Raw genomic sequence first — 18,441 nt, 5'->3', positions numbered from 1 at the left:
CCGGACGGGAACTTTCCAGCTACAGCAGACGTTCTAGGGGTCAGAAGTAGTGGCTGGGATCAGCCCGGACGTTGGCCTACAAAAGGAGGTCGTGATGCCGCTGTCGGAGCACGAACAGAAGCTGCTTGAGCAGCTTGAGAAGCAGCTTCACGAGGACGATCCGAAGTTCGCGAACTCGATGGGTTCGGACCCCGGGCGGTCATGGTCCACGAGGCACGTGGTCATCGGAGTCCTGTGCGCGCTTGCCGGCGTCTTCCTGTTACTGGTTGGCGTCACCCTGCAGAACATTTTCGTCGGCGTCCTGGGCTTTGTGGTCATGGGCGGCGGAGTATATTTTGCCACCATGCGCAGTTCCCGGGGCCGCCCTGGTTCCAAGGCCGGAACGGGAAAGGCCGGCAAGCCCCGGAGTTCCTTCATGAGCAGCCTCGAGGAACGATGGGACGAGCGCCGCAGGGGAGAGTCCTGAGCGGCCTCCCGGCTAAGCCGCCCCGCCCCTCCATTTCGCTCCCCTGACGTCGGGGAATCGCACGTAAAGGCCCGCTTCGGCGGGCCTTTCCTTGTTTAACCGGCAGGTGGCCGCCTCATGGTCCCGAGTGGGCCGGTTTTGGGTAAAAGTCCTCCACTTTCCACCACCAGGGCATTTTCCGCATCTTTTCAGGGGTGACATCCCATAAACGCCGCGCTGGAAAGGCCGTTTTGCGTTGACTGTGGTGGAAAGTGGAGTAATGTGGAGGACATAAGAGGGTGGTTGCAACACAGGGGATGTGCAGTTCCTGACGGCGGACAGGCGGTGGGCCAGTGTTTCTGGGCACTCACTCGCCACGTCTGGATGAAAAGGGACGGATCATTCTCCCCGCAAAGTTCCGGGAGGAGCTTGCCAGCGGGCTGGTGCTCACAAGGGGCCAGGAACGTTGCATCTACGTCTTCAGCGAGAAGGAATTTGCACGGGTCCACGAGCAGATGCGGGAGGCGCCAATCTCCTCCAAGCAAGCACGTGACTACATCCGCGTTTTTCTCTCTGGAGCCTCGGACGAGGTACCTGACAAGCAGGGGCGCGTGACCATTCCACCAGCGCTCCGGGAGTATGCAGGACTCGGAAGGGAACTTGCCGTGATCGGCGCCGGTACCCGCGCCGAGATCTGGGACGCCCAGGCTTGGAATGAATACCTTGCGGAGAAGGAAACCGCCTTCTCCGAAACTGACGATCCCATTCCTGGCATTCTCTGAATCCGGAACGGGCAGCAGGTGGCTTCTTGGATGAGATCTCCAGCCGGCCCATCGGCTGCCAACCTGGCTCAACTTCCCCTGAGCCAGGCGGGCAGGACGGTAGGCGCGGATGGGGATCTGGTCCCAGAAGCAGAAGGTGACAACGACGGCGGGAAAGGACCAGGCATGACAGATGAACCGAAGCCCACGTCCGAACGCCATGTGCCGGTCCTTCGGGACCGGTGCATCAATTTGTTGGCACCGGGATTTGAAGCTGCGAGGCTGCGGGGCCAGACTCCTATAGCCGTCGACGCGACCCTGGGCATGGGCGGTCACTCAGAGGCGATGCTCCAGCGGTTTCCCGACCTCCACCTCATCGGGATCGACCGCGACGAAGAAGCGCTGGCCCTCGCGGGGGAGCGGCTGGCGCCTTTTGCAGGGCGCACCGACCTCGTCCACGCCGTCTATGACGAAATCCCGGAGGTGCTGGCAGACCTCGGCGTAGCCGAAGTACACGGGATCCTCATGGACCTGGGGGTCTCCTCCCTGCAGCTGGATGAGCGTGAGCGCGGCTTCGCGTACTCCTTCGACGCACCCCTGGACATGCGGATGGACACCAGCCGGGGCCAAACGGCGGCGGATGTTGTTAACACCTACAGCGAAGCGGACCTGGTCAGGATCATCCGCAAATGGGGCGAGGAAAAGTTTGCTGGACGCATAGCAAACCGGATTGTCGCCGCCCGCGCCGTCAAGGAGTTCACCACCACCGGCGAGCTCGTGGAACAGATCCGCTCGGTTGTCCCTGCCTCGGCCGCGAAGTCGGGCGGACATCCCGCCAAGCGGACGTTCCAGGCGTTGCGGATCGAGGTCAACGAGGAACTGGACGTCCTGGAACGGGCCGTACCTGCCGCCGTCGACTCCCTGGCCATGGGCGGGCGCATCGTGGTGATGTCCTACCACTCCCTGGAAGACAAGATCGTCAAGGGCGTGTTCCAGGCGCGGTCCAAGTCATCGGCTCCCCTCGGCTTCCCGGTGGAGCTGGAAGAGCACAAGCCCGAGCTGAAAACCCTCACCAAGGGCACCGAGGTGCCCACCGCCGTCGAAATCGCCGAAAACCCGCGCGCTGCCTCCGCCAGGCTTCGTGCCGCAGAACGAATCAGAGCCAGGAGAGCTGCATGAGCACCGCCGCCGTCAAGAACTTTCCCGTCGTTTCCGGCAGCTCGGCGCCCGCCAGCAGGCCCGCGGGCCGGCCTGACGAAGTTCGCAAGGGACGGACCCCGCTCTCCGTGGTCCGCACGGCCCCGCGCAAGCGCCGGGCCCCGTTCGTCGTGATGTGCTTCGCCATGCTGGCCGTCGCGCTGGTGGCAGTGCTCGTCCTTAACATTTCGGTCTCCACGGCCCAGTACCAGCTCGTTGAGCTCCGGGCCAAACAGAGCTCCTTGACCAAGGCAAACCAGGACCTCACCCAGCAGGTGCAGAACTTCGAGGCACCGCAGAACCTGGCCGCCAAGGCAACTGAACTGGGCATGGTGGCCTCCACGGTCAAAGGCCAGATCGACTTGTCCACATTGTCCGTGACCGGAAAGGCGACGCCCGCGGTCAAGGGCGCACCGGCAGGGGCAGTCATCCCGTCGCCGGCTGTGGCGGGCCAGCTCATCGTGCCCCCGGCGGCCAAGGACGCAACGGCCGGCAAGGCGACGCCGCCGGACGCCGGCAGGACGTCCTCGGCCCCGGCAGCGGAGGCGGCCCAGGCCGCGGCACAGGCACAAGCCGCCGCGCAGGCCGCAGCAGCGGCCGCTGCAGCAGCTCCGGCGCCTGAACTGCACGGCGGCTCCATCCCGGCGCCGCAGCAGAAGGTCCCCGGACAGTAAGTCGCCAGGCAGGACAAGCAGCAGGTCGAACAGCAAGGAATATCACGGTGGCGCAAACGACCGGCAAAGCAGGAAAAGGCAAGGCACCCAACGCCACGAAGCGCTTGCGCCTGGGGCTGGGAATCATGCTCACCCTCCTGCTGGTGGTGGGCGGGAAGTTGTTCCTGGTCCAGGGACTCGACGTCGGCGGCATGGCGGAAGCAGCCCTGAACAGCCGGATGACCTCGGCGATCCTGCCGGCCGAACGCGGCAGCATCCTGGACTCCCGCGGCACCGTGCTCGCCAACAGCGTGATCCGCTACAACATCGTGGTGGACCAGCGCGTCAACACCAAGACAGACTCCTACAAGCGGTACGAACCGCAGGCTGACGGCCACGACAAACTGGTGGACATCAGCCGCGACCAGGCAATCTCGGAACTCGCTGCAGCCCTCGGAATGGACACCGCCGCTGTCCGGGACGCCGTGACCGGCCAGCAGCCCTATTACATCGTGGCCAAGGACGTGAAACCCGACGTCGAGGACCGCATCTCCAAGCTCCAGGTCCCGGGCATTGTTGCCGAGGGCGTCAGCAAGCGCGTCTACCCCAACGGCGCGGTTGCGGGCGGCGTGGTGGGATTCCTGCAGGACGGCACCACCGGCCAGGCCGGCATCGAGCAGACACAGGACGACAAGCTGAAGGGCACGGACGGCAAGCGGCTGTTCGAGATCGGCGCGGACGGACTGCGCATCCCCGTGGGCCTCGACCAGCTGACACCGCCCCAGAATGGCAAGGACGTCAAGCTCACCCTCAACTCCGACCTCCAGTACTTCGCCCAGCAGGCCATCCAGAGCCAAGCGGACAAGCTCAGTGCCGAATGGGGCGTCATCATCGTGATGGATGCCAAAACCGGCAACCTCCTTGCCCTGGCGGACACCAACGCACCCGATCCCAATAACCCGGGGCTGGTGGCCGCGAAGGACCGCGGCACACGTTCAGTGACCGCGGCCTACGAGCCCGGATCAGTGGAAAAGATGATGACCGCGGCGGCGGTCATCGATGAAGGGCTGGCAAGCCCGCTGGACAAGTTCACCATTCCGCCGACGTACACCGTGGACGGCCAGACCTTCAGTGACGCCTTCACCCACGGGACAGAGGAACGGACCCTGGCCGGCATCATCGGGTATTCCATGAACACCGGAACCGTCATGGCCGGCCAGCGGCTCAGCAAGGAACAGCGCTACGACTGGCTGAAGAAATTCGGCATCGGCGAAGCGCCCGACATCGGACTGCCCGCAACGGCAGCGGGCATCCTGTCGCCGGCTGACCAGTGGGACGGACGCCAGCAGTACACCGTCCTGTTTGGACAGGGCGTTTCCCAGTCCACGCTCCAGACCGTCCGCGCCTACCAGAGCATCGCCAACAACGGTGTCATGCTGCAGCCGCGGCTGATCGATTCCTACATTTCCCCCGACGGCACGGAAGAGAAGGTCCCGGCCCAACCCTCGCGCCAGGTGGTTTCGGGAAGCACCGCGCAGCAGGTCAAGGACATCCTGGAGAGCGCCGTCACAGAAGGCGAGATCAAGGACGCCGGTATCGACGGCTACCGGGTGGGCGCCAAGACCGGCACGTCGGAATCCCCGTGTGACGACGGCAAATCAGGCTACTGCGGCTACACGGCCTCCATCGTTGGAATGGCGCCGATGGATGATCCGCGGTTTATTGTGGAGGTGGTGCTCCAGCGGCCGAAGGGCAGCATCTACGGCATCACCAACGGGCCGGTCTTCCGGTCCGTCATGAGCCAGACGCTGCGGACCTACAACGTACAGCCTTCAACCGGAGCGCCGGCCAGGTTGCCCCAGTACGCGAAGTAGCCGCTGCGCCACGCTGGAAACACCAGCAGCATCCAGCGCATCACAGTGCCCGGCGCGAACCATGGCGGGCACGCACTAGCACCATCGGAGATCCCCTTGTCAGAGTTCACGACGCCCGGCGGCGACGCTGCCCGGGATGAAAACCCGGCCCGCTTCCGGCCTTCTGCCGTAGCGCCCGTTCCGCTGGCCGCCGTCGGCAATGCCCTGGGAGTAACGGTTCCCGCTCCGGCCGCCGAGGTGCAGGTCAGCGGCATCTCCATCAACTCCCGCACCGTGGAGCCCGGCGACCTGTATGTGGCACTGCCCGGGGCAAGCCGGCACGGCGCGGACTTCGCCACGGACGCCATCGAAGCCGGTGCGGCCGCAGTGCTGACAGACGACGCCGGCGCCCGGCTCCTTGCCCTTGCCGCGGACACGCCCGTCCCGGTGCTGGTGGTGGACAGCCCGCGGAACGAGGTGGGGCCTCTCTCCGCGTTGATCTACCGGAGCCAGTCCGCGGCTGGCCGTCCGCTGCAGCTTTTTGGGGTTACCGGAACCAACGGGAAGACCACCACCACCTACTTCATCACCTCGCTCCTGCGGGCCCTTGGACGGCAGGCGGGCCTGATCGGCACCATCGAAATCCAGGCCGGGGGAGAACCTGTTCCCAGCCTCCTCACCACTCCTGAATCACCCGAGGTCCACGGATTGCTGGCGCTCATGCATGAGCGCGGGCTCGACGCCGCAGCCATGGAAGTGTCCTCCCACGCCATCTCCTACCAGCGGGTGGACGGGCTGCTCTTCGACGTCGCCGGATTCACGAACCTCACCCAGGACCACCTGGACCTGCACGGAACCATGGACGGCTACTTCGCCACGAAGGCGGAACTGTTCACCCCCGCGCGCGCCAGGAAGGCCGTGGTGACGGTCGACGACGAGTGGGGCCGCCGGCTTGCCGGCGATGCCCAGATGCCGATCACCACGCTCAGCACCAGCGGCAACACGCCCGCCGACTGGCGCGTGACATCGACGTCCCCGCGCGGGCTCGGAACCGACGTCACCCTCACGGGGCCGGCAGGGGCCGTCCTGAACCTCCACACCGGGCTGCCGGGCAGCTTCAACGTTGCCAACGCGGCCCTTGCCGCACTGATGGTCCTTGCCTCCGGCGTGGACGCCGCAGACCTCCAAGCCGCACTGGACAGTGCCGACCCCTTTACCGTTGAAGTCCCGGGCCGCATGCAGCTGGTCTCCGACCGGCCCGCCGCCGTCGTCGACTTTGCCCACAACACCGACGCACTGGCGCGGGCACTGGAAGCGGTCCGCTCACCCGAGCCCGGCTCACGGCTGATCGTGGTGTTCGGCGCCACAGGGCAGCGGGACCAAGGCAAGCGTCCGGCGATGGGCGCCATTGCCGCGCGGCTCGCTGACACCGTGATCATCACCGATGACGACCCGCACGACGAAGATGCCGCGGCCATCCGCGCGGACGTGCTGGCGGGGGCCCGGGAGGCCGTGCAGAATGAAGCGCTTGGAACAGAGCTGCTGGAAGTCTTCCCGAGGGCGGAGGCCATCCGCCGAGCCGCAGAACTCGCACGCCCGCAGGACACCCTTCTTGTCGCAGGCCGCGGCCACGAGGTCTGGCAGGAGGTAAAAGGCGTCAACCTCGCCCTGGACGACCGGGTGGAACTGCGCAGCGCCTTGACAGCCAGGGGATTCAACGTTCTCCATGACGACCGGATAGAGTCCTAGACCGAGATGATTGCATTTACTGCGGCGGAAATCGCCGAAATCACCAACGGGCGCCTGGACGCCGATCCCGGAATTACGCCCCTTTCGGTGGTGACGGATTCACGCGAAGCCACGCAGGGTTCGCTTTACGTCGCGAAGCCGGGCGAACAGGCCGACGGCCACGATTTCGTGGACGCCGCCTTTGCTGCCGGGGCCATTTTGGCCCTCGTTGAACGCCCGGTCGCTGCGCCGGACGGCCGGGGCTACCCGACAGTCCTGGTTGCTGACGCCGTCCTCGCCATGGGCGCCCTCGCCGCCGAAGCAGTCCGACGGATCCGCGCCGCTCGCTCGGCAGCAGGTGACCAGCTGACGGTCGTTGGCATCACCGGTTCAGCGGGTAAGACCACCACCAAGGACCTCCTGGCCGGCATACTCTCCACCCAGGGGGCAACCGTAGCGCCACAGGGTTCCTACAACGGTGAGGTTGGCGTCCCGCTGACAGTGTTCCGGGCCGGAACCGACACCCGCTACCTGGTCATTGAAATGGGTGCCACTGGGATTGGCCACATCCGCTACCTGGCGGAGATGGTCAAACCCGACATCGGAGTTGTGCTCGCCGTAGGAACGGCCCACGCAGGCGAATTCGGGGGAGTGGAGAACATCGCCCGGGCCAAGGGCGAGATGGTTGAAGGACTCACCAGTGCGGGCACCGCGATCATCAACCTCGACGACGAACGCGTGGCTGCGATGCGCAGCCGGACCTCCGCGACGGTCCTCGGGTTCTCCGCGGAAGGCCGCCCGGATGCCGTGGTGCAGGCGCTGAATGCCGACACGAACGCTGAGGGCTGCCCGGAATTCGATCTCCAGTTGCCGGACGGCGAAGCGCCACGGCACGTCCGCAGCCGGCTCATCGGCGCCCACCACATGGGTAACCTGCTGGCGGCAGCCTCAGCTGCGTGTGCCGCAGGGGTGCCGGGGGACCGCATCGCTGAATCACTGAGCCAGCAGGCCGCCGCGAGCCGCTGGCGGATGGAACGCACCGAACGCCCGGACGGCGTCACGATCATCAACGACGCTTACAACGCCAACCCTGAATCAATGCGTGCCGCCTTGCGCACCCTGGCCGACCTTGGCCGGGGCCGCCGGACCTGGGCGGTCCTGGGCGCCATGCTGGAACTTGGCGAAGATTCCATTCGCGAGCACACCGCTGTGGGCACCCAGGTGGTACGGCTCAACATCTCCAGGTTGCTGGTGGTTGGCCGCGAAGCCCGTGCACTCTACGTTTCCGCCGTCCAGGAAGGATCCTGGGGCGACGAATGCCTGTTCGCCGAAACCGCCGAAGAGGCCTACCAGATCCTTGACGCCGAGCTGCAGCCAGGGGACCTGGTGCTGTTCAAGTCGTCCAACAGCGTTGGGCTTCGCCATTTGGGCGATCGGATAGCATTACCCCCATCCCCGACACCTGCCGATGAAAGGAGCACTCTGCTGTGATTGCTCTCCTGATCGGTGCGGGCCTCGCCCTGCTGTGCGCCCTCGTCGGCACCCCCTTGTTCATCCGGCTGCTGGTCCGCCGCGGCTATGGCCAATTCATCCGGGACGACGGCCCCACCTCGCACCACACCAAACGCGGCACGCCCACCATGGGTGGCACCGTCGTCGTTGCCGCGGTCCTGCTCAGCTACGGGCTCACCCACCTCATCATGCTGATGATGAACCCCGACTCGCCCGGTCCCTCCGCCTCTGCCCTGATCCTGCTGTTCCTGATGGTGGGCATGGGCCTGGTGGGATTCCTGGACGACTTCATCAAGATCTCCCGGCAGCGGAGCCTTGGTTTGAACGCGAAGGCCAAGCTGATCCTCCAGGCGGCCGTAGGCATCATCTTCGCCATCCTGGCGCTGAACTTTCCCAACGACGCCGGGCTCACTCCGGCGTCCACCAAGATTTCCCTGGTCCGGGACCTGCCATGGCTGGACCTCGCCTTCGGCGGGACTGTCCTGGGGGCGATCCTGTTCGTCATTTGGTCCAACCTGATCGTCACGGCGGCCACCAACGGCGTCAACCTCACCGACGGCCTGGATGGCCTGGCCGCCGGCGCCTCCATCATGGTGTTCGGTGCATATACGCTTATGGGCATATGGCAGAGCAACCAGGCCTGCGGCTCGCCCCGGGAAGCCGGAAGCGGCTGCTACCTGGTCCGGGATCCTCTGGATCTGGCACTGCTTGCCGCCATCCTGAGTGCAGCACTGGTGGGATTCCTCTGGTGGAACACCTCGCCGGCCAAGATCTTCATGGGCGACACCGGCTCGCTGGCCATCGGTGGAGCGGTAGCCGGATTCGCCATCCTGTCCAGGACGGAACTGCTTCTGGGGATCGTTGGCGGCCTCTTCGTCCTGATCACCCTGTCCGTCATCATCCAGGTGGGCTACTTCAAAGCCACGGGCGGAAAGCGAGTGTTCAAAATGGCGCCGCTGCAGCACCACTTCGAACTGAAGGGGTGGGCCGAGGTCACCGTTGTGGTCCGGTTCTGGATCCTGGGCGGCCTCTTCGTCGCCGTGGGCCTGGGCATCTTCTACGCTGAATGGGTTGTACTGCTGTGACCGTTTCCCCCCGCCTGGCCAACCTCGTCTCCTGGGACTCCGACTGGGCCGGCCTGCGTGTTGCCGTCACCGGCATCGGCGTCTCCGGGTTCGCAGCGGCAGACACCCTGATCGAACTTGGCGCACGCGTCGTGGTGGTGGATGCCGCCACCAGCGACACAGCGCGGGCCCACGCCGACACCCTGAAAATCGTGGGTGCGGCCGACGTCCTGCTCGGTGCGGAAGCCGTCAACCATGTTCCGCTGATCGACGGCGAACTCCCTGAACTCATCGTCACCTCACCAGGCTGGCGCCCGGACCAGGCCCTCCTCGCCGCTGCGGCCCGTGCGCACATCCCCGTGTGGGGGGACGTCGAGCTCGCCTGGCGGGTCCGGATCAGGGAAGGCCGCAAGACTGCCGACTGGCTGGCGATTACGGGAACAAACGGCAAGACCACCACGGTCGGCCTGACGGAATCGATGCTCCGGGCTGCCGGGCTCAAGGCCATCGCCGTGGGCAATGTCGGGACACCCATCCTCGATGCCCTTCGCGATCCGGTTGACTACGACGTTTTCGCCGTCGAGCTCTCCAGCTTCCAGCTGCATTGGGCCGAATCGCTCTCCCCGGTGGCCAGCGTGTGCCTCAACGTGGCCGAGGACCACGTTGACTGGCACGGCTCCTATGACTCGTACCTGGCGGACAAGGCCAAGGTTTACGAACACACCCAGAAGGCCTGCATCTATAACGCCGAGCAGATTGAAACCGAACGCATGGTGGAAAACGCCGACGTCGTTGAGGGCTGCCGTGCTGTGGGCTTCACCACGGTCACGCCCGCTGTCAGCATGCTCGGAGTGGTGGAAGGGCTGCTCGTGGACCGGGCGTTCATTGAAGAACGCCGCGACAGTGCAGCGGAACTTGCCTCCATGGCCGATCTCGGTCCGCTGGCACCGCGCCACATGGTGGCCAATGCCCTCGCCGCCGCGGGCCTGGTCCGTGCCTACGGGGTTGAGGCCAAGGCTGTCCGCCAAGGCATCCTCGACTATGTGCCGGGGGACCACCGCATCCAGCCGGTGGCTCGCAGGAACGGCGTCCTCTGGGTCAACGACTCGAAAGCCACCAACCCGCATGCCGCGTCGGCATCCCTCTCCGCCTTCACCAAGGTGGTGTGGATAGCCGGTGGGCTCTCAAAGGGCGTCAGCTACGACGACCTTGTCAGGCAGCACGCCGCCCGGCTCAAAGCGGTGGTCCTGATCGGAACAGACACGGGCCCGCTGCGTGAGGCCCTCCAGCGACACGCGCCGGATGTCCCGGTCATCGAGCCGGACGCGGGCGACACTGAAGAGGTGGAGACTGCTTCGGCGCCCGGTGCCACACCGGCCGGTTCCCCAGCCAACGGACAACTGGTGATGACCCGGGCCGTCGCGTCAGCAGCCCGGCTCGCCGAATCAGGCGACACCGTGCTGATGGCTCCGGCAGCGGCCTCCATGGATCAGTTCTCTTCCTACGCTCACCGTGGTGGTACATTCATCGACGCTGTCCGCGAGCTGGTGGAAGGGCAGGCCCAGACCGGCGAGGAGTAACAATGGTCAGCACGCCCACCCGGCCGCCGGGCAGCAAGTCGCGCCCCGGTTCCACAGCCAAGGACGCGCGGCCGCCGGCTTCAGCCCGGATGAGACTGCAGGCACTGCACCACAAGTTCTGGTCCGCCCTGGAGGGTACCGGAACCTCCAGGAACGGCTCTACCTACTACCTGATCCTCGGAGCCACCCTTGCGCTGACCGCCATCGGCATCATGATGGTCCTCTCCGCTTCCAGCGTCGAATCGATCGCAGCCGGCAAATCCCCCTATGGGGACGCCATGAAGCAGGGCGTTTTCGCGGCGATCGGTATCTTCACCATGTTCGTCCTTTCGCGCATCAACGTCGTGTGGCTCAAGCGGCTGGCATGGCCCGCCGTCGGTGCCGCCGTGCTGCTGCTGGGGCTGGTCCAGGTAGTCGGCTCGGAGATCAACGGCAACAGGAACTGGATCGACGTCGGCGGCATCACCTTCCAGCCCTCGGAAGCGGCAAAGCTGGCCCTTGCCCTCTGGATGGCCACCGTCCTGGCCATGAAGGGCAGGCTGCTCAGCCGGTGGCAGCACGTGTTGGTTCCGGCGGTCCCCATGGCCGCGGTCGTCATCGTCCTGATCCTGGTGGGCAACGACCTCGGCACGGCCATGATCATCATGATGATCGTGGCCGCGGCCCTCTTCTTCGCGGGCGTACCGCTCTATCTGTTCGGGATCGCGGGCATCATCGCCGCCGCCGGTACCGCCTTCATGGCCGTCACCAGTTCCAACCGGATGTGCCGGATTACCTCCTGGTGGACCGGGCAGTCCTGCGCCGACGGCATCGACGCCAACTACCAGGCAACCAACGGCCTCTACGGCCTCGCCTCCGGAGGCTGGCTCGGCGTGGGCCTGGGCCAGAGCCGGCAAAAGTACAGCTGGATCCCCGAGGCCCACAACGACTTCATCTTCGCCATCATCGGCGAGGAACTCGGCTTGGTGGGGACCGTCGTCGTACTGGTCCTGTTCGCCATCCTGGGCGCCGCGATCTACCGCGTCGTGGTGGCACAGGAGGACATGTTCCACCGCGTCCTGGCCGGCACCATCATGGTCTGGCTGCTGGGGCAGGCCACCGTCAATATGTCCGTGGTCACCGGGCTGATGCCCGTCATCGGCGTGCCGCTGCCGTTCATTTCCTACGGCGGCTCGGCCCTGCTGATGTCACTGTGCGCCATCGGCGTGGTTCTTTCCCTTGCCCGGGAACAAATGGCCCCAGCCATCCGGCCCAAACGGATGCTCAAGCTCAAGGCCCGGAAAGACCGCCACAAGAGCCAACCCAAGAATTCCAGAAAGCGTGCTTAACCTCAGATGACACCTGCCACACCCTCTATCGTCCTGGCCGGCGGCGGAACCGCCGGCCATATCAGCCCGCTGCTCGCCATCGCCGCGGCGCTCCGGAGCGAAGCGCCGGGGGCGGACATCCTTGCCGTCGGAACACCCTCGGGGATGGAAACGCGGCTGGTGCCGGCGGCCGGCGTCCAACTGGCCACGATCGACCGCGTGCCCTTCCCGCGGAAACCGTCAGCGGACCTGTTGCGCCTGCCCGGCAGGCTGGCCGGCGCCGTCCGCCAGGCCGGGGCCATCCTGGACCGGGCGCACGCTGATGTTCTGGTGGGAGTGGGAGGGTATGTCTGCACCCCCATGTACCTGGCCGCCCGAAAGCGCCGCATTCCCGTGGTGATCCACGAGGCCAACGCGCGCCCGGGACTGGCCAACCGGGTCGGGGCATTCCTCAACGGCAGGGTGGCCGTGGCGTTCGAAGGCACCCCGTTCCGGAACGCCGTCCACGTGGGAATGCCCATGCGGAAGGAAATCTCCGGGCTGGACCGCAAAGCTGCCCGGACTGCGGCCAGGGCAGCCCTGGGGCTTGATCCCCAGCAGCCCACGTTGATTGTGACGGGCGGTTCCTCCGGGGCGCAAAGCATCAACCGGACCATCGCCGCCGCCGTGGGCCGGCTTGCCGACGCGGGCATCCAGACGCTGCACGTCACCGGCCGCGGCAAGACCGTGCTGGACGGGGCCGGCCAACCCCTCACCGCAGCGGGGTACCGGCAGGTGGAATACATTGACGGCATGGAGCTCGCCTACGCCGCGGCGGACCTCCTGCTGGCACGCTCGGGCGCCGCCACCGTCTGCGAGGTAGCCGCCGTGGGCGTTCCCGCCGTCCTGGTACCGCTGCCCATCGGCAACGGTGAACAGGCCCTCAACGCCGCCGGCCTGGTGGCCGCAGGCGGCGCGCTGCTGGTGGCCGACCGTGATTTCACGCCCGACTGGGTGGAACGCGAACTGATCCCCCTGGTCACCGACAAGGCCCGGCTCGCGGCCATGGAAGCCAAGTCCTACCGGCTCGGTATCCGAAACGCCGACCAGCGGATGGCTGGTCTCGTCCTGGAAGCGGTATCCGCATGAACCCCCACACCAACGCAGGCACGGACATCCTCGGCAAGGTGCACTTCATCGGCATCGGGGGAGTGGGCATGTCCGCCGTGGCACGGATCATGGTGGCCCGCGGCGTCCCGGTCAGCGGATCCGATGCCAAGGACCTGCCCGTCATGTCGGACCTCGCGGCGGCAGGTGCCCGCATCGCGGTCGGGTACGACGCGGAGAACCTGGGGGACGCGGAGACGGTGGTGGCCGGATCGGCCATCAGGGACGATAATCCGGAACTGGCTGCCGCGAGGCAGGCAGGGCTGCCAGTCCTGCACCGCTCCGAGGCCCTCGCCGCCACCATGGGGGATGACGCCGTGGTGACGGTGGCGGGAACGCATGGAAAATCCACCACGACCTCCATGATCACCGTATTGCTGCGGGCCGCCGGGCTGGACCCCTCCTTCGCCGTGGGGGCCAACATTCCGGCGCTTGGCGTCAATGCCGCCCACGGGACATCGGGCATCTTCGTGGCGGAGGCCGACGAATCCGATGGCTCCTTCCTCAATTACCGGCCACGGATCGCCGTCGTCACCAACGTCGAGCCCGACCACCTCGACTACTACGGCACAGCCGAAGCCGTCTACGAGTCCTTCGACCGGTTCACCGCCCTGCTGCCCCCTGACGGGCTCCTCATTGCCTGTGCTGACGACGCCGGGGCGCTGGCCCTCGCGGAAAGGACCAAGGCCCGCGGCGCCACGCGGGTGGTCCTGTACGGCACGAACGAAGCCGCGGACGTTCGGTTGCTCGACGACGGTCCTGGCCGCGTCGCCGTGGCAAACCCCGCCGGGCAGTTTCCGCTGGCCTTGCAGGTTCCCGGCCGGCACAACGCACTCAACGCCGCGGCGGCGTTTGCCGTGGCCCTGGAGCTGGGGTTGGAGCCGGCGGCCGCCGCAGCCGGCCTTGCCAGCTTCTCGGGAGCGTCCCGCCGCTTCGAACTGAAGGGCACGGCGAGGGGGGTTCGCGTCTTCGACGACTACGCCCACCATCCCACGGAAGTCCGCGCTGCCCTTGCCGCGGCCCGCTCCGTCGCCGGAGACCACAAGGTGCACGTCCTGTTCCAGCCGCACCTGTTCTCCCGGACCCGGGAGTTCGCCGCCGAATTCGCCGATGCCCTGAACCTGGCAGACACCGCCCTGGTCCTGGACATCTACCCTGCCAGGGAGGACCCCATTCCGGGCATCACCAGCCAGCTCATCGCCGACCACCTCACCGGGGAAGGCCGGCTGGTAGCCGCCGATGACGCCGTCGCCACCCTGGCGGCAGCTGCTGGGGACGGCGACGTCGTCCTCACTGTCGGTGCCGGCGACGTCACGGCCTACGGTCCCCGGATCGTGGAGGCGCTCCATGCCTAGCTCGCGCCGGCCCACCTACGCACCTCCGAAGGGAAGCAATCGTGCCGACACCACGGCGGGCACCGCTTCCCGGAAAGACCCGGCGAACGGGGCGCCCCGTGCCACCGGTGGGGACGTCATCACCGCCTCCCGCGGCATCCAGGACCCGGCCCCGGAACAATCGGCGACAGCGCAGAAACCCGCCGGCGCGACGGTCCTGGCGTTCCCGGAGCCCAAAGCCAAACGACGCCGGAAGAGATTCCTCATTGCCCTCGGAACCGTGTTGGTGCTGGTGGCAGGCATCCTGGCCGGTGCCATCTATTCACCCGTCCTCGCCCTGCAAACGATCTCGGTCAGCGGCACCCGGCTCCTGACGCCCGCCCAGGTCCAGGCCGCCCTGGAGCCGCTCCGCGGCAAGCCGCTGCCACAGATCAGTGAAGACGACGTACGCGGCCTTCTCGGGCCCCTGGTCCAGGTCAAGTCCGTCTCGGTCGAGGCACGGCCGCCTTCCACGCTCGCCATTTCCGTGCATGAGCGGGTTCCGGTAGCCCTGGTCAAGCAGGGGGAGCAGTACCAGCTGGTGGACGTCGACGGCGTCCAGCTGGGTACCACGGCCGACCCGGCATCGGCCTCGCTGCCGGTGATTGACGGCGGTGCCGGAGCGATCGGCCAGGACCTGTTCCGTGCCACGGCGGCAGTCCTGGGTGCATTGCCCGCGGACGTGCTGGCCAAGCTGTCCAACGCCTCAGCCCAGTCCGTGGATGCCGTGGAGCTGAAGCTTGTGGACGGCCAGACGATCGTGTGGGGCAACGCGTCGGAGAAGGAACTCAAGGCCAAGGTGCTGGCCGCGCTCCTGAAGGTTCCGGCGGATCCGAAGAACCCCGTCAGGGTCTACGATGTCAGTGTGCCCCGGCACCCCGTGACGCGCTGAGCGCTTTCTTTCCCCGTATTAATCCGACACGCGGACCCGGTCATTGAATGTCGGAACCAGAGGAAATACCGTCACAGACATGAGTTACTTGACATAACTATAACCTTCAAGTCGAAGGTTAAGGTTGCAGGCTTCAAGCTCACCATCAGTTTTCGCAATACAGACACGAACAAGGGACACGTAACGTGGCAGCTCCGCAGAATTACTTGGCCGTCATCAAAGTCGTCGGCATCGGCGGCGGTGGCGTGAACGCAGTCAACCGCATGATCGAGGTCGGCCTCAGGGGTGTTGAGTTCATCGCCATCAACACCGACGCCCAGGCCCTGCTGATGAGCGACGCCGACGTCAAGCTCGACGTCGGGCGCGAGCTGACCCGAGGCCTGGGTGCCGGCGCCAACCCGGAGGTGGGCAAGCAGGCTGCCGAGGACCACGCTGACGAGATCGAAGAAGTCCTCCGCGGCGCCGACATGGTCTTCGTGACCGCCGGCGAAGGCGGCGGAACGGGCACCGGCGGCGCTCCCGTCGTCGCCCGGATCGCACGCTCCCTGGGGGCCCTGACCATTGGCGTGGTCACCCGACCGTTCACCTTCGAGGGCCGGCGCCGCGCCGGCTCTGCCGAGGCCGGCATCGACGCCTTGCGCGATGAAGTGGACACCCTGATCGTGATCCCCAATGACCGCCTGCTCTCCATCAGCGACCGCAACGTTTCGGTGCTGGACGCCTTCCGCTCCGCCGACCAGGTCCTGCTGTCCGGTGTCCAGGGCATCACCGACCTCATTACCACCCCCGGCCTGATCAACCTCGACTTCGCGGACGTCAAGTCCGTGATGCAGGGTGCCGGTTCCGCGCTCATGGGCATCGGGTCGGCCCGCGGCGAAGACCGCGCCGTCAAGGCTGCCGAACTGGCCATTGCCTCCCCGTTGCTGGAAGCCTCCATCGACGGCGCCCACGGCGTGCTGCTCTCCATCCAGGGCGGCTCCGACCTGGGCCTGTTCGAGATCAACGAAGCCGCACGGTTGGTCCAGGAGGTGGCCCACCCCGAGGCCAACATCATTTTCGGTGCCGTCATTGACGACGCCCTGGGCGACGAAGCACGCGTCACCGTCATCGCCGCCGGCTTCGACGACGTCAAGGCCACCTCACCGTCCATGGACCAGTCACAGCCGCAGACCGCCCCCCAGCGGCCCGCTGCCCCCGCTGCCGCCCCCGCCTCGGCCCACTCCCAGGGTGGAAACCACCAGGGCAACGGAAGCCACCAGCAGAACGTGCAGCCCATCCACGCCGGCGTTGGTGCGGCGGGCCTGAGCAACTGGGGCCAGCAGCGTCCGTCTGCCGTCCCGGCCGACTCCGGCTTCGACGTCGACCTCCCGTCCGTCGTGGAGCCGGACCTGACCGGCAACCACCCGGACGACCTGGATGTCCCCGACTTCCTGAAGTAGGCACCGGCTTGTTCCATTGGCGCGCCGACATCCTGCCCGGGGTGTCGGCCGCATTCACCGACGCGAGTGCTGGAAACCTGGCCCTCCACGTGGGAGACGACCCCGCCCGGGTCATGGAGCGCCGGAGCCGCCTGGAGGAATCCATCGGTGCCGCTCCGCAGTCACTGCGCTTCATGAACCAGGTCCACGGCGCCACCGTCGCTTTAATGGACGCGGACTCTCCCGTTCCCGAAGCCGACGCCATGGTGTCCCACGGCATTCCCCTGGCCGTCATGGTGGCGGACTGCATCCCGGTCCTGCTCGCGGGGGAGTCGGCCAACGGGCCGGTTCTCGCCGCCGTCCACGCCGGCCGTCCCGGGACCGCCAACGGTGTGCTCCCGGCGGCCGTGGAGGCCATGGAATCCCTGGGGGCGTCCCGCGTCCGTGCCTGGCTGGGGCCCTCCATCTGCGGTGCCTGCTACGAAGTACCCGCCGCGCTGCGCGAGGAGGTAGCCGCCAAGGTGCCCGCGACGTGGAGTACCACCTCCTGGGGGACCCCCGGGCTGGACCTCCCGGCCGGTGCCCGGAGCCAGGTCGAGGCCGCCGGCGTGGAAGTGGCCTACTCCGGTCCCTGCACCCTCGAGACCGACACGCTGTTCTCCTACCGCCGCAACCGGAACACCGGCCGTTTCGCCGGACTGGTGTGGTGCCATGACTGAGTATCCGCAGGACCCCCGGGACCCGGCGTCCGATCCCCGCGCCGCGGAACTCGCCATCAGGCTGGCCACGGTACGCCACCGGATCGCGGCCGCCGCCGAGGCGAGCGGCCGCAGCGGCCGGCCGCCGTCGCTCATCGTGGTCACCAAGTTCCACCCGGCCGCGGACATCCGCCGGCTCGCGGCCCTCGGGGTCACCGATGTGGGTGAGAACAGGGACCAGGAGGCGGCCGCGAAGGCCGCCGAACTGGCCGGACTGGCCCTCAACTGGCATTTCGTGGGCCAACTGCAGAGCAAGAAGGCAAAATCGGTGGTCCGGTACGCCGCCGCCGTCCACTCAGTGGACCGCCTCCAGCTCGTGGACGCCCTCGCCAAGGCAGTGCGGAACGAGATGGATTCCGGCGGGCGGGACCCTTTGGCGTGCTTCATCCAGGTCAGCCTGGAGGACGACGGCGGCACGCACCGCGGCGGGGCGGCCCCGGCCGATGTGCCACTCCTGGCGGAGAGGATCGCCGCGTCAGCCGGCCTCCACCTTGCAGGCGTCATGGCCGTTGCGCCGCTGGGGGCGCCGCCGGAGCCGGCCTTCGAGAAGCTCGCCGCGGTTTCGGCCCGCCTGGTGGCCGACCACCCGGGGGCAGCTGCCATCTCGGCCGGCATGAGCCAGGACCTGGAGGCGGCCATCAAGTTCGGGGCGACACACCTGCGGATCGGTTCCGATATTCTCGGTTCGCGTCCCGCGGTGGGGTAGCGTCGGACCTGTTGGAAGTGATGGGCGGGGGACTCCAGTGCTGTCAAG

The 18,441-nt window shown here is 66.9% G+C and carries 16 protein-coding genes; all 16 read left to right on the top strand.

Translation table 11 applies throughout. The features are described from left to right. Nucleotides 1-94: 94 nt before the first annotated feature. The 16 genes from AC4EEO_RS11435 (at nt 95) to AC4EEO_RS11360 (ending at nt 18,393) form a co-directional block, all read left to right on the top strand. Nucleotides 95-466 (top strand): SCO2097 family morphological protein, encoded by a 372-nt coding sequence (locus AC4EEO_RS11435; protein WP_018763544.1) that lies wholly within the window; start codon nt 95-97, stop codon nt 464-466. Nucleotides 467-798: 332 nt separating this feature from the next. After that, nucleotides 799-1,227 carry a division/cell wall cluster transcriptional repressor MraZ gene (mraZ, locus tag AC4EEO_RS11430; RefSeq protein ID WP_018763545.1) on the top strand — a complete coding sequence of 143 codons (429 nt, stop codon included), beginning with the start codon at nt 799-801 and terminating at the stop codon, nt 1,225-1,227. A gap of 165 nt (nt 1,228-1,392) precedes the next feature. Beyond that, on the top strand, nt 1,393-2,385 hold the full coding sequence (gene rsmH, locus AC4EEO_RS11425; RefSeq protein WP_109864329.1) for a 16S rRNA (cytosine(1402)-N(4))-methyltransferase RsmH: 993 nt from the start codon (nt 1,393-1,395) through the stop codon (nt 2,383-2,385). After that, complete coding sequence (ftsL, locus tag AC4EEO_RS11420) at nt 2,382-3,077, top strand: cell division protein FtsL (RefSeq protein WP_018763547.1); 696 nt, start codon at nt 2,382-2,384, stop codon at nt 3,075-3,077. Before rsmH ends, ftsL begins: the two co-directional genes overlap by 4 nt. A 47-nt stretch (nt 3,078-3,124) precedes the next feature. After that, nucleotides 3,125-4,930, top strand: coding sequence for a peptidoglycan D,D-transpeptidase FtsI family protein (locus AC4EEO_RS11415; protein ID WP_018763548.1), 1,806 nt, complete (start codon nt 3,125-3,127; stop codon nt 4,928-4,930). Between the two features lie 96 nt (nt 4,931-5,026). Next, on the top strand, nt 5,027-6,658 hold the full coding sequence (locus AC4EEO_RS11410) for a UDP-N-acetylmuramoyl-L-alanyl-D-glutamate--2,6-diaminopimelate ligase (RefSeq protein WP_491338873.1): 1,632 nt from the start codon (nt 5,027-5,029) through the stop codon (nt 6,656-6,658). Nucleotides 6,659-6,664: 6 nt separating this feature from the next. Further along, nucleotides 6,665-8,128 (top strand): UDP-N-acetylmuramoyl-tripeptide--D-alanyl-D-alanine ligase, encoded by a 1,464-nt coding sequence (locus AC4EEO_RS11405; protein ID WP_491338872.1) that lies wholly within the window; start codon nt 6,665-6,667, stop codon nt 8,126-8,128. Continuing rightward, nucleotides 8,125-9,234, top strand: a complete 1,110-nt coding sequence (mraY, locus tag AC4EEO_RS11400; RefSeq protein WP_018763551.1) for a phospho-N-acetylmuramoyl-pentapeptide-transferase — start codon at nt 8,125-8,127, stop codon at nt 9,232-9,234. Before AC4EEO_RS11405 ends, mraY begins: the two co-directional genes overlap by 4 nt. Continuing rightward, nucleotides 9,216-10,793 carry a UDP-N-acetylmuramoyl-L-alanine--D-glutamate ligase gene (gene murD / locus AC4EEO_RS11395; protein ID WP_491338871.1) on the top strand — a complete coding sequence of 526 codons (1,578 nt, stop codon included), beginning with the start codon at nt 9,216-9,218 and terminating at the stop codon, nt 10,791-10,793. Before mraY ends, murD begins: the two co-directional genes overlap by 19 nt. 2 nt (nt 10,794-10,795) lie before the next feature. Further along, complete coding sequence (gene ftsW, locus AC4EEO_RS11390; RefSeq protein WP_491329723.1) at nt 10,796-12,121, top strand: putative lipid II flippase FtsW; 1,326 nt, start codon at nt 10,796-10,798, stop codon at nt 12,119-12,121. Between the two features lie 6 nt (nt 12,122-12,127). Beyond that, on the top strand, nt 12,128-13,228 hold the full coding sequence (gene murG / locus AC4EEO_RS11385) for an undecaprenyldiphospho-muramoylpentapeptide beta-N-acetylglucosaminyltransferase (protein ID WP_491329724.1): 1,101 nt from the start codon (nt 12,128-12,130) through the stop codon (nt 13,226-13,228). Continuing rightward, on the top strand, nt 13,225-14,601 hold the full coding sequence (murC, locus tag AC4EEO_RS11380; RefSeq protein ID WP_491338870.1) for a UDP-N-acetylmuramate--L-alanine ligase: 1,377 nt from the start codon (nt 13,225-13,227) through the stop codon (nt 14,599-14,601). Before murG ends, murC begins: the two co-directional genes overlap by 4 nt. After that, nucleotides 14,594-15,511: a cell division protein FtsQ/DivIB gene (locus tag AC4EEO_RS11375; protein ID WP_491338869.1), complete on the top strand. Its 918-nt coding sequence runs from the start codon at nt 14,594-14,596 to the stop codon at nt 15,509-15,511. The genes murC and AC4EEO_RS11375 overlap by 8 nt, the downstream gene beginning before the upstream one ends. Nucleotides 15,512-15,696: 185 nt before the next feature. Then, entirely contained in the window at nt 15,697-16,950 is a 1,254-nt protein-coding gene (ftsZ, locus tag AC4EEO_RS11370) for a cell division protein FtsZ (protein WP_018763557.1), read from the top strand. Between the two features lie 8 nt (nt 16,951-16,958). Continuing rightward, nucleotides 16,959-17,648 (top strand): purine nucleoside phosphorylase YfiH/LACC1 family protein, encoded by a 690-nt coding sequence (locus tag AC4EEO_RS11365; RefSeq protein WP_491338868.1) that lies wholly within the window; start codon nt 16,959-16,961, stop codon nt 17,646-17,648. After that, nucleotides 17,641-18,393, top strand: coding sequence for a YggS family pyridoxal phosphate-dependent enzyme (locus AC4EEO_RS11360; protein WP_491338867.1), 753 nt, complete (start codon nt 17,641-17,643; stop codon nt 18,391-18,393). Before AC4EEO_RS11365 ends, AC4EEO_RS11360 begins: the two co-directional genes overlap by 8 nt. Nucleotides 18,394-18,441 lie beyond the last annotated feature (48 nt).

Source organism: Pseudarthrobacter sp. MOO13, from assembly GCF_058267655.1.
Note: the sequence above shows the minus strand (reverse complement) of the source record. Positions and strands in the feature narration are given on the sequence as shown.

What these genes read in the sequence shown, in the direction of transcription:
- AC4EEO_RS11375 (WP_491338869.1), top strand. Translation starts at nt 14,594, where the DNA reads ATGCCTAGCTCGCGCCGGCCCACCTACGCACCTCCGAAGGGAAGCAAT.
- murC (WP_491338870.1), top strand. Translation starts at nt 13,225, where the DNA reads ATGAACCCCCACACCAACGCAGGCACGGACATCCTCGGCAAGGTGCAC.
- ftsL (WP_018763547.1), top strand. Translation starts at nt 2,382, where the DNA reads ATGAGCACCGCCGCCGTCAAGAACTTTCCCGTCGTTTCCGGCAGCTCG.
- AC4EEO_RS11405 (WP_491338872.1), top strand. Translation starts at nt 6,665, where the DNA reads ATGATTGCATTTACTGCGGCGGAAATCGCCGAAATCACCAACGGGCGC.
- ftsW (WP_491329723.1), top strand. Translation starts at nt 10,796, where the DNA reads ATGGTCAGCACGCCCACCCGGCCGCCGGGCAGCAAGTCGCGCCCCGGT.
- AC4EEO_RS11360 (WP_491338867.1), top strand. Translation starts at nt 17,641, where the DNA reads ATGACTGAGTATCCGCAGGACCCCCGGGACCCGGCGTCCGATCCCCGC.
- murG (WP_491329724.1), top strand. Translation starts at nt 12,128, where the DNA reads ATGACACCTGCCACACCCTCTATCGTCCTGGCCGGCGGCGGAACCGCC.
- AC4EEO_RS11435 (WP_018763544.1), top strand. Translation starts at nt 95, where the DNA reads ATGCCGCTGTCGGAGCACGAACAGAAGCTGCTTGAGCAGCTTGAGAAG.
- murD (WP_491338871.1), top strand. Translation starts at nt 9,216, where the DNA reads ATGGGTTGTACTGCTGTGACCGTTTCCCCCCGCCTGGCCAACCTCGTC.
- rsmH (WP_109864329.1), top strand. Translation starts at nt 1,393, where the DNA reads ATGACAGATGAACCGAAGCCCACGTCCGAACGCCATGTGCCGGTCCTT.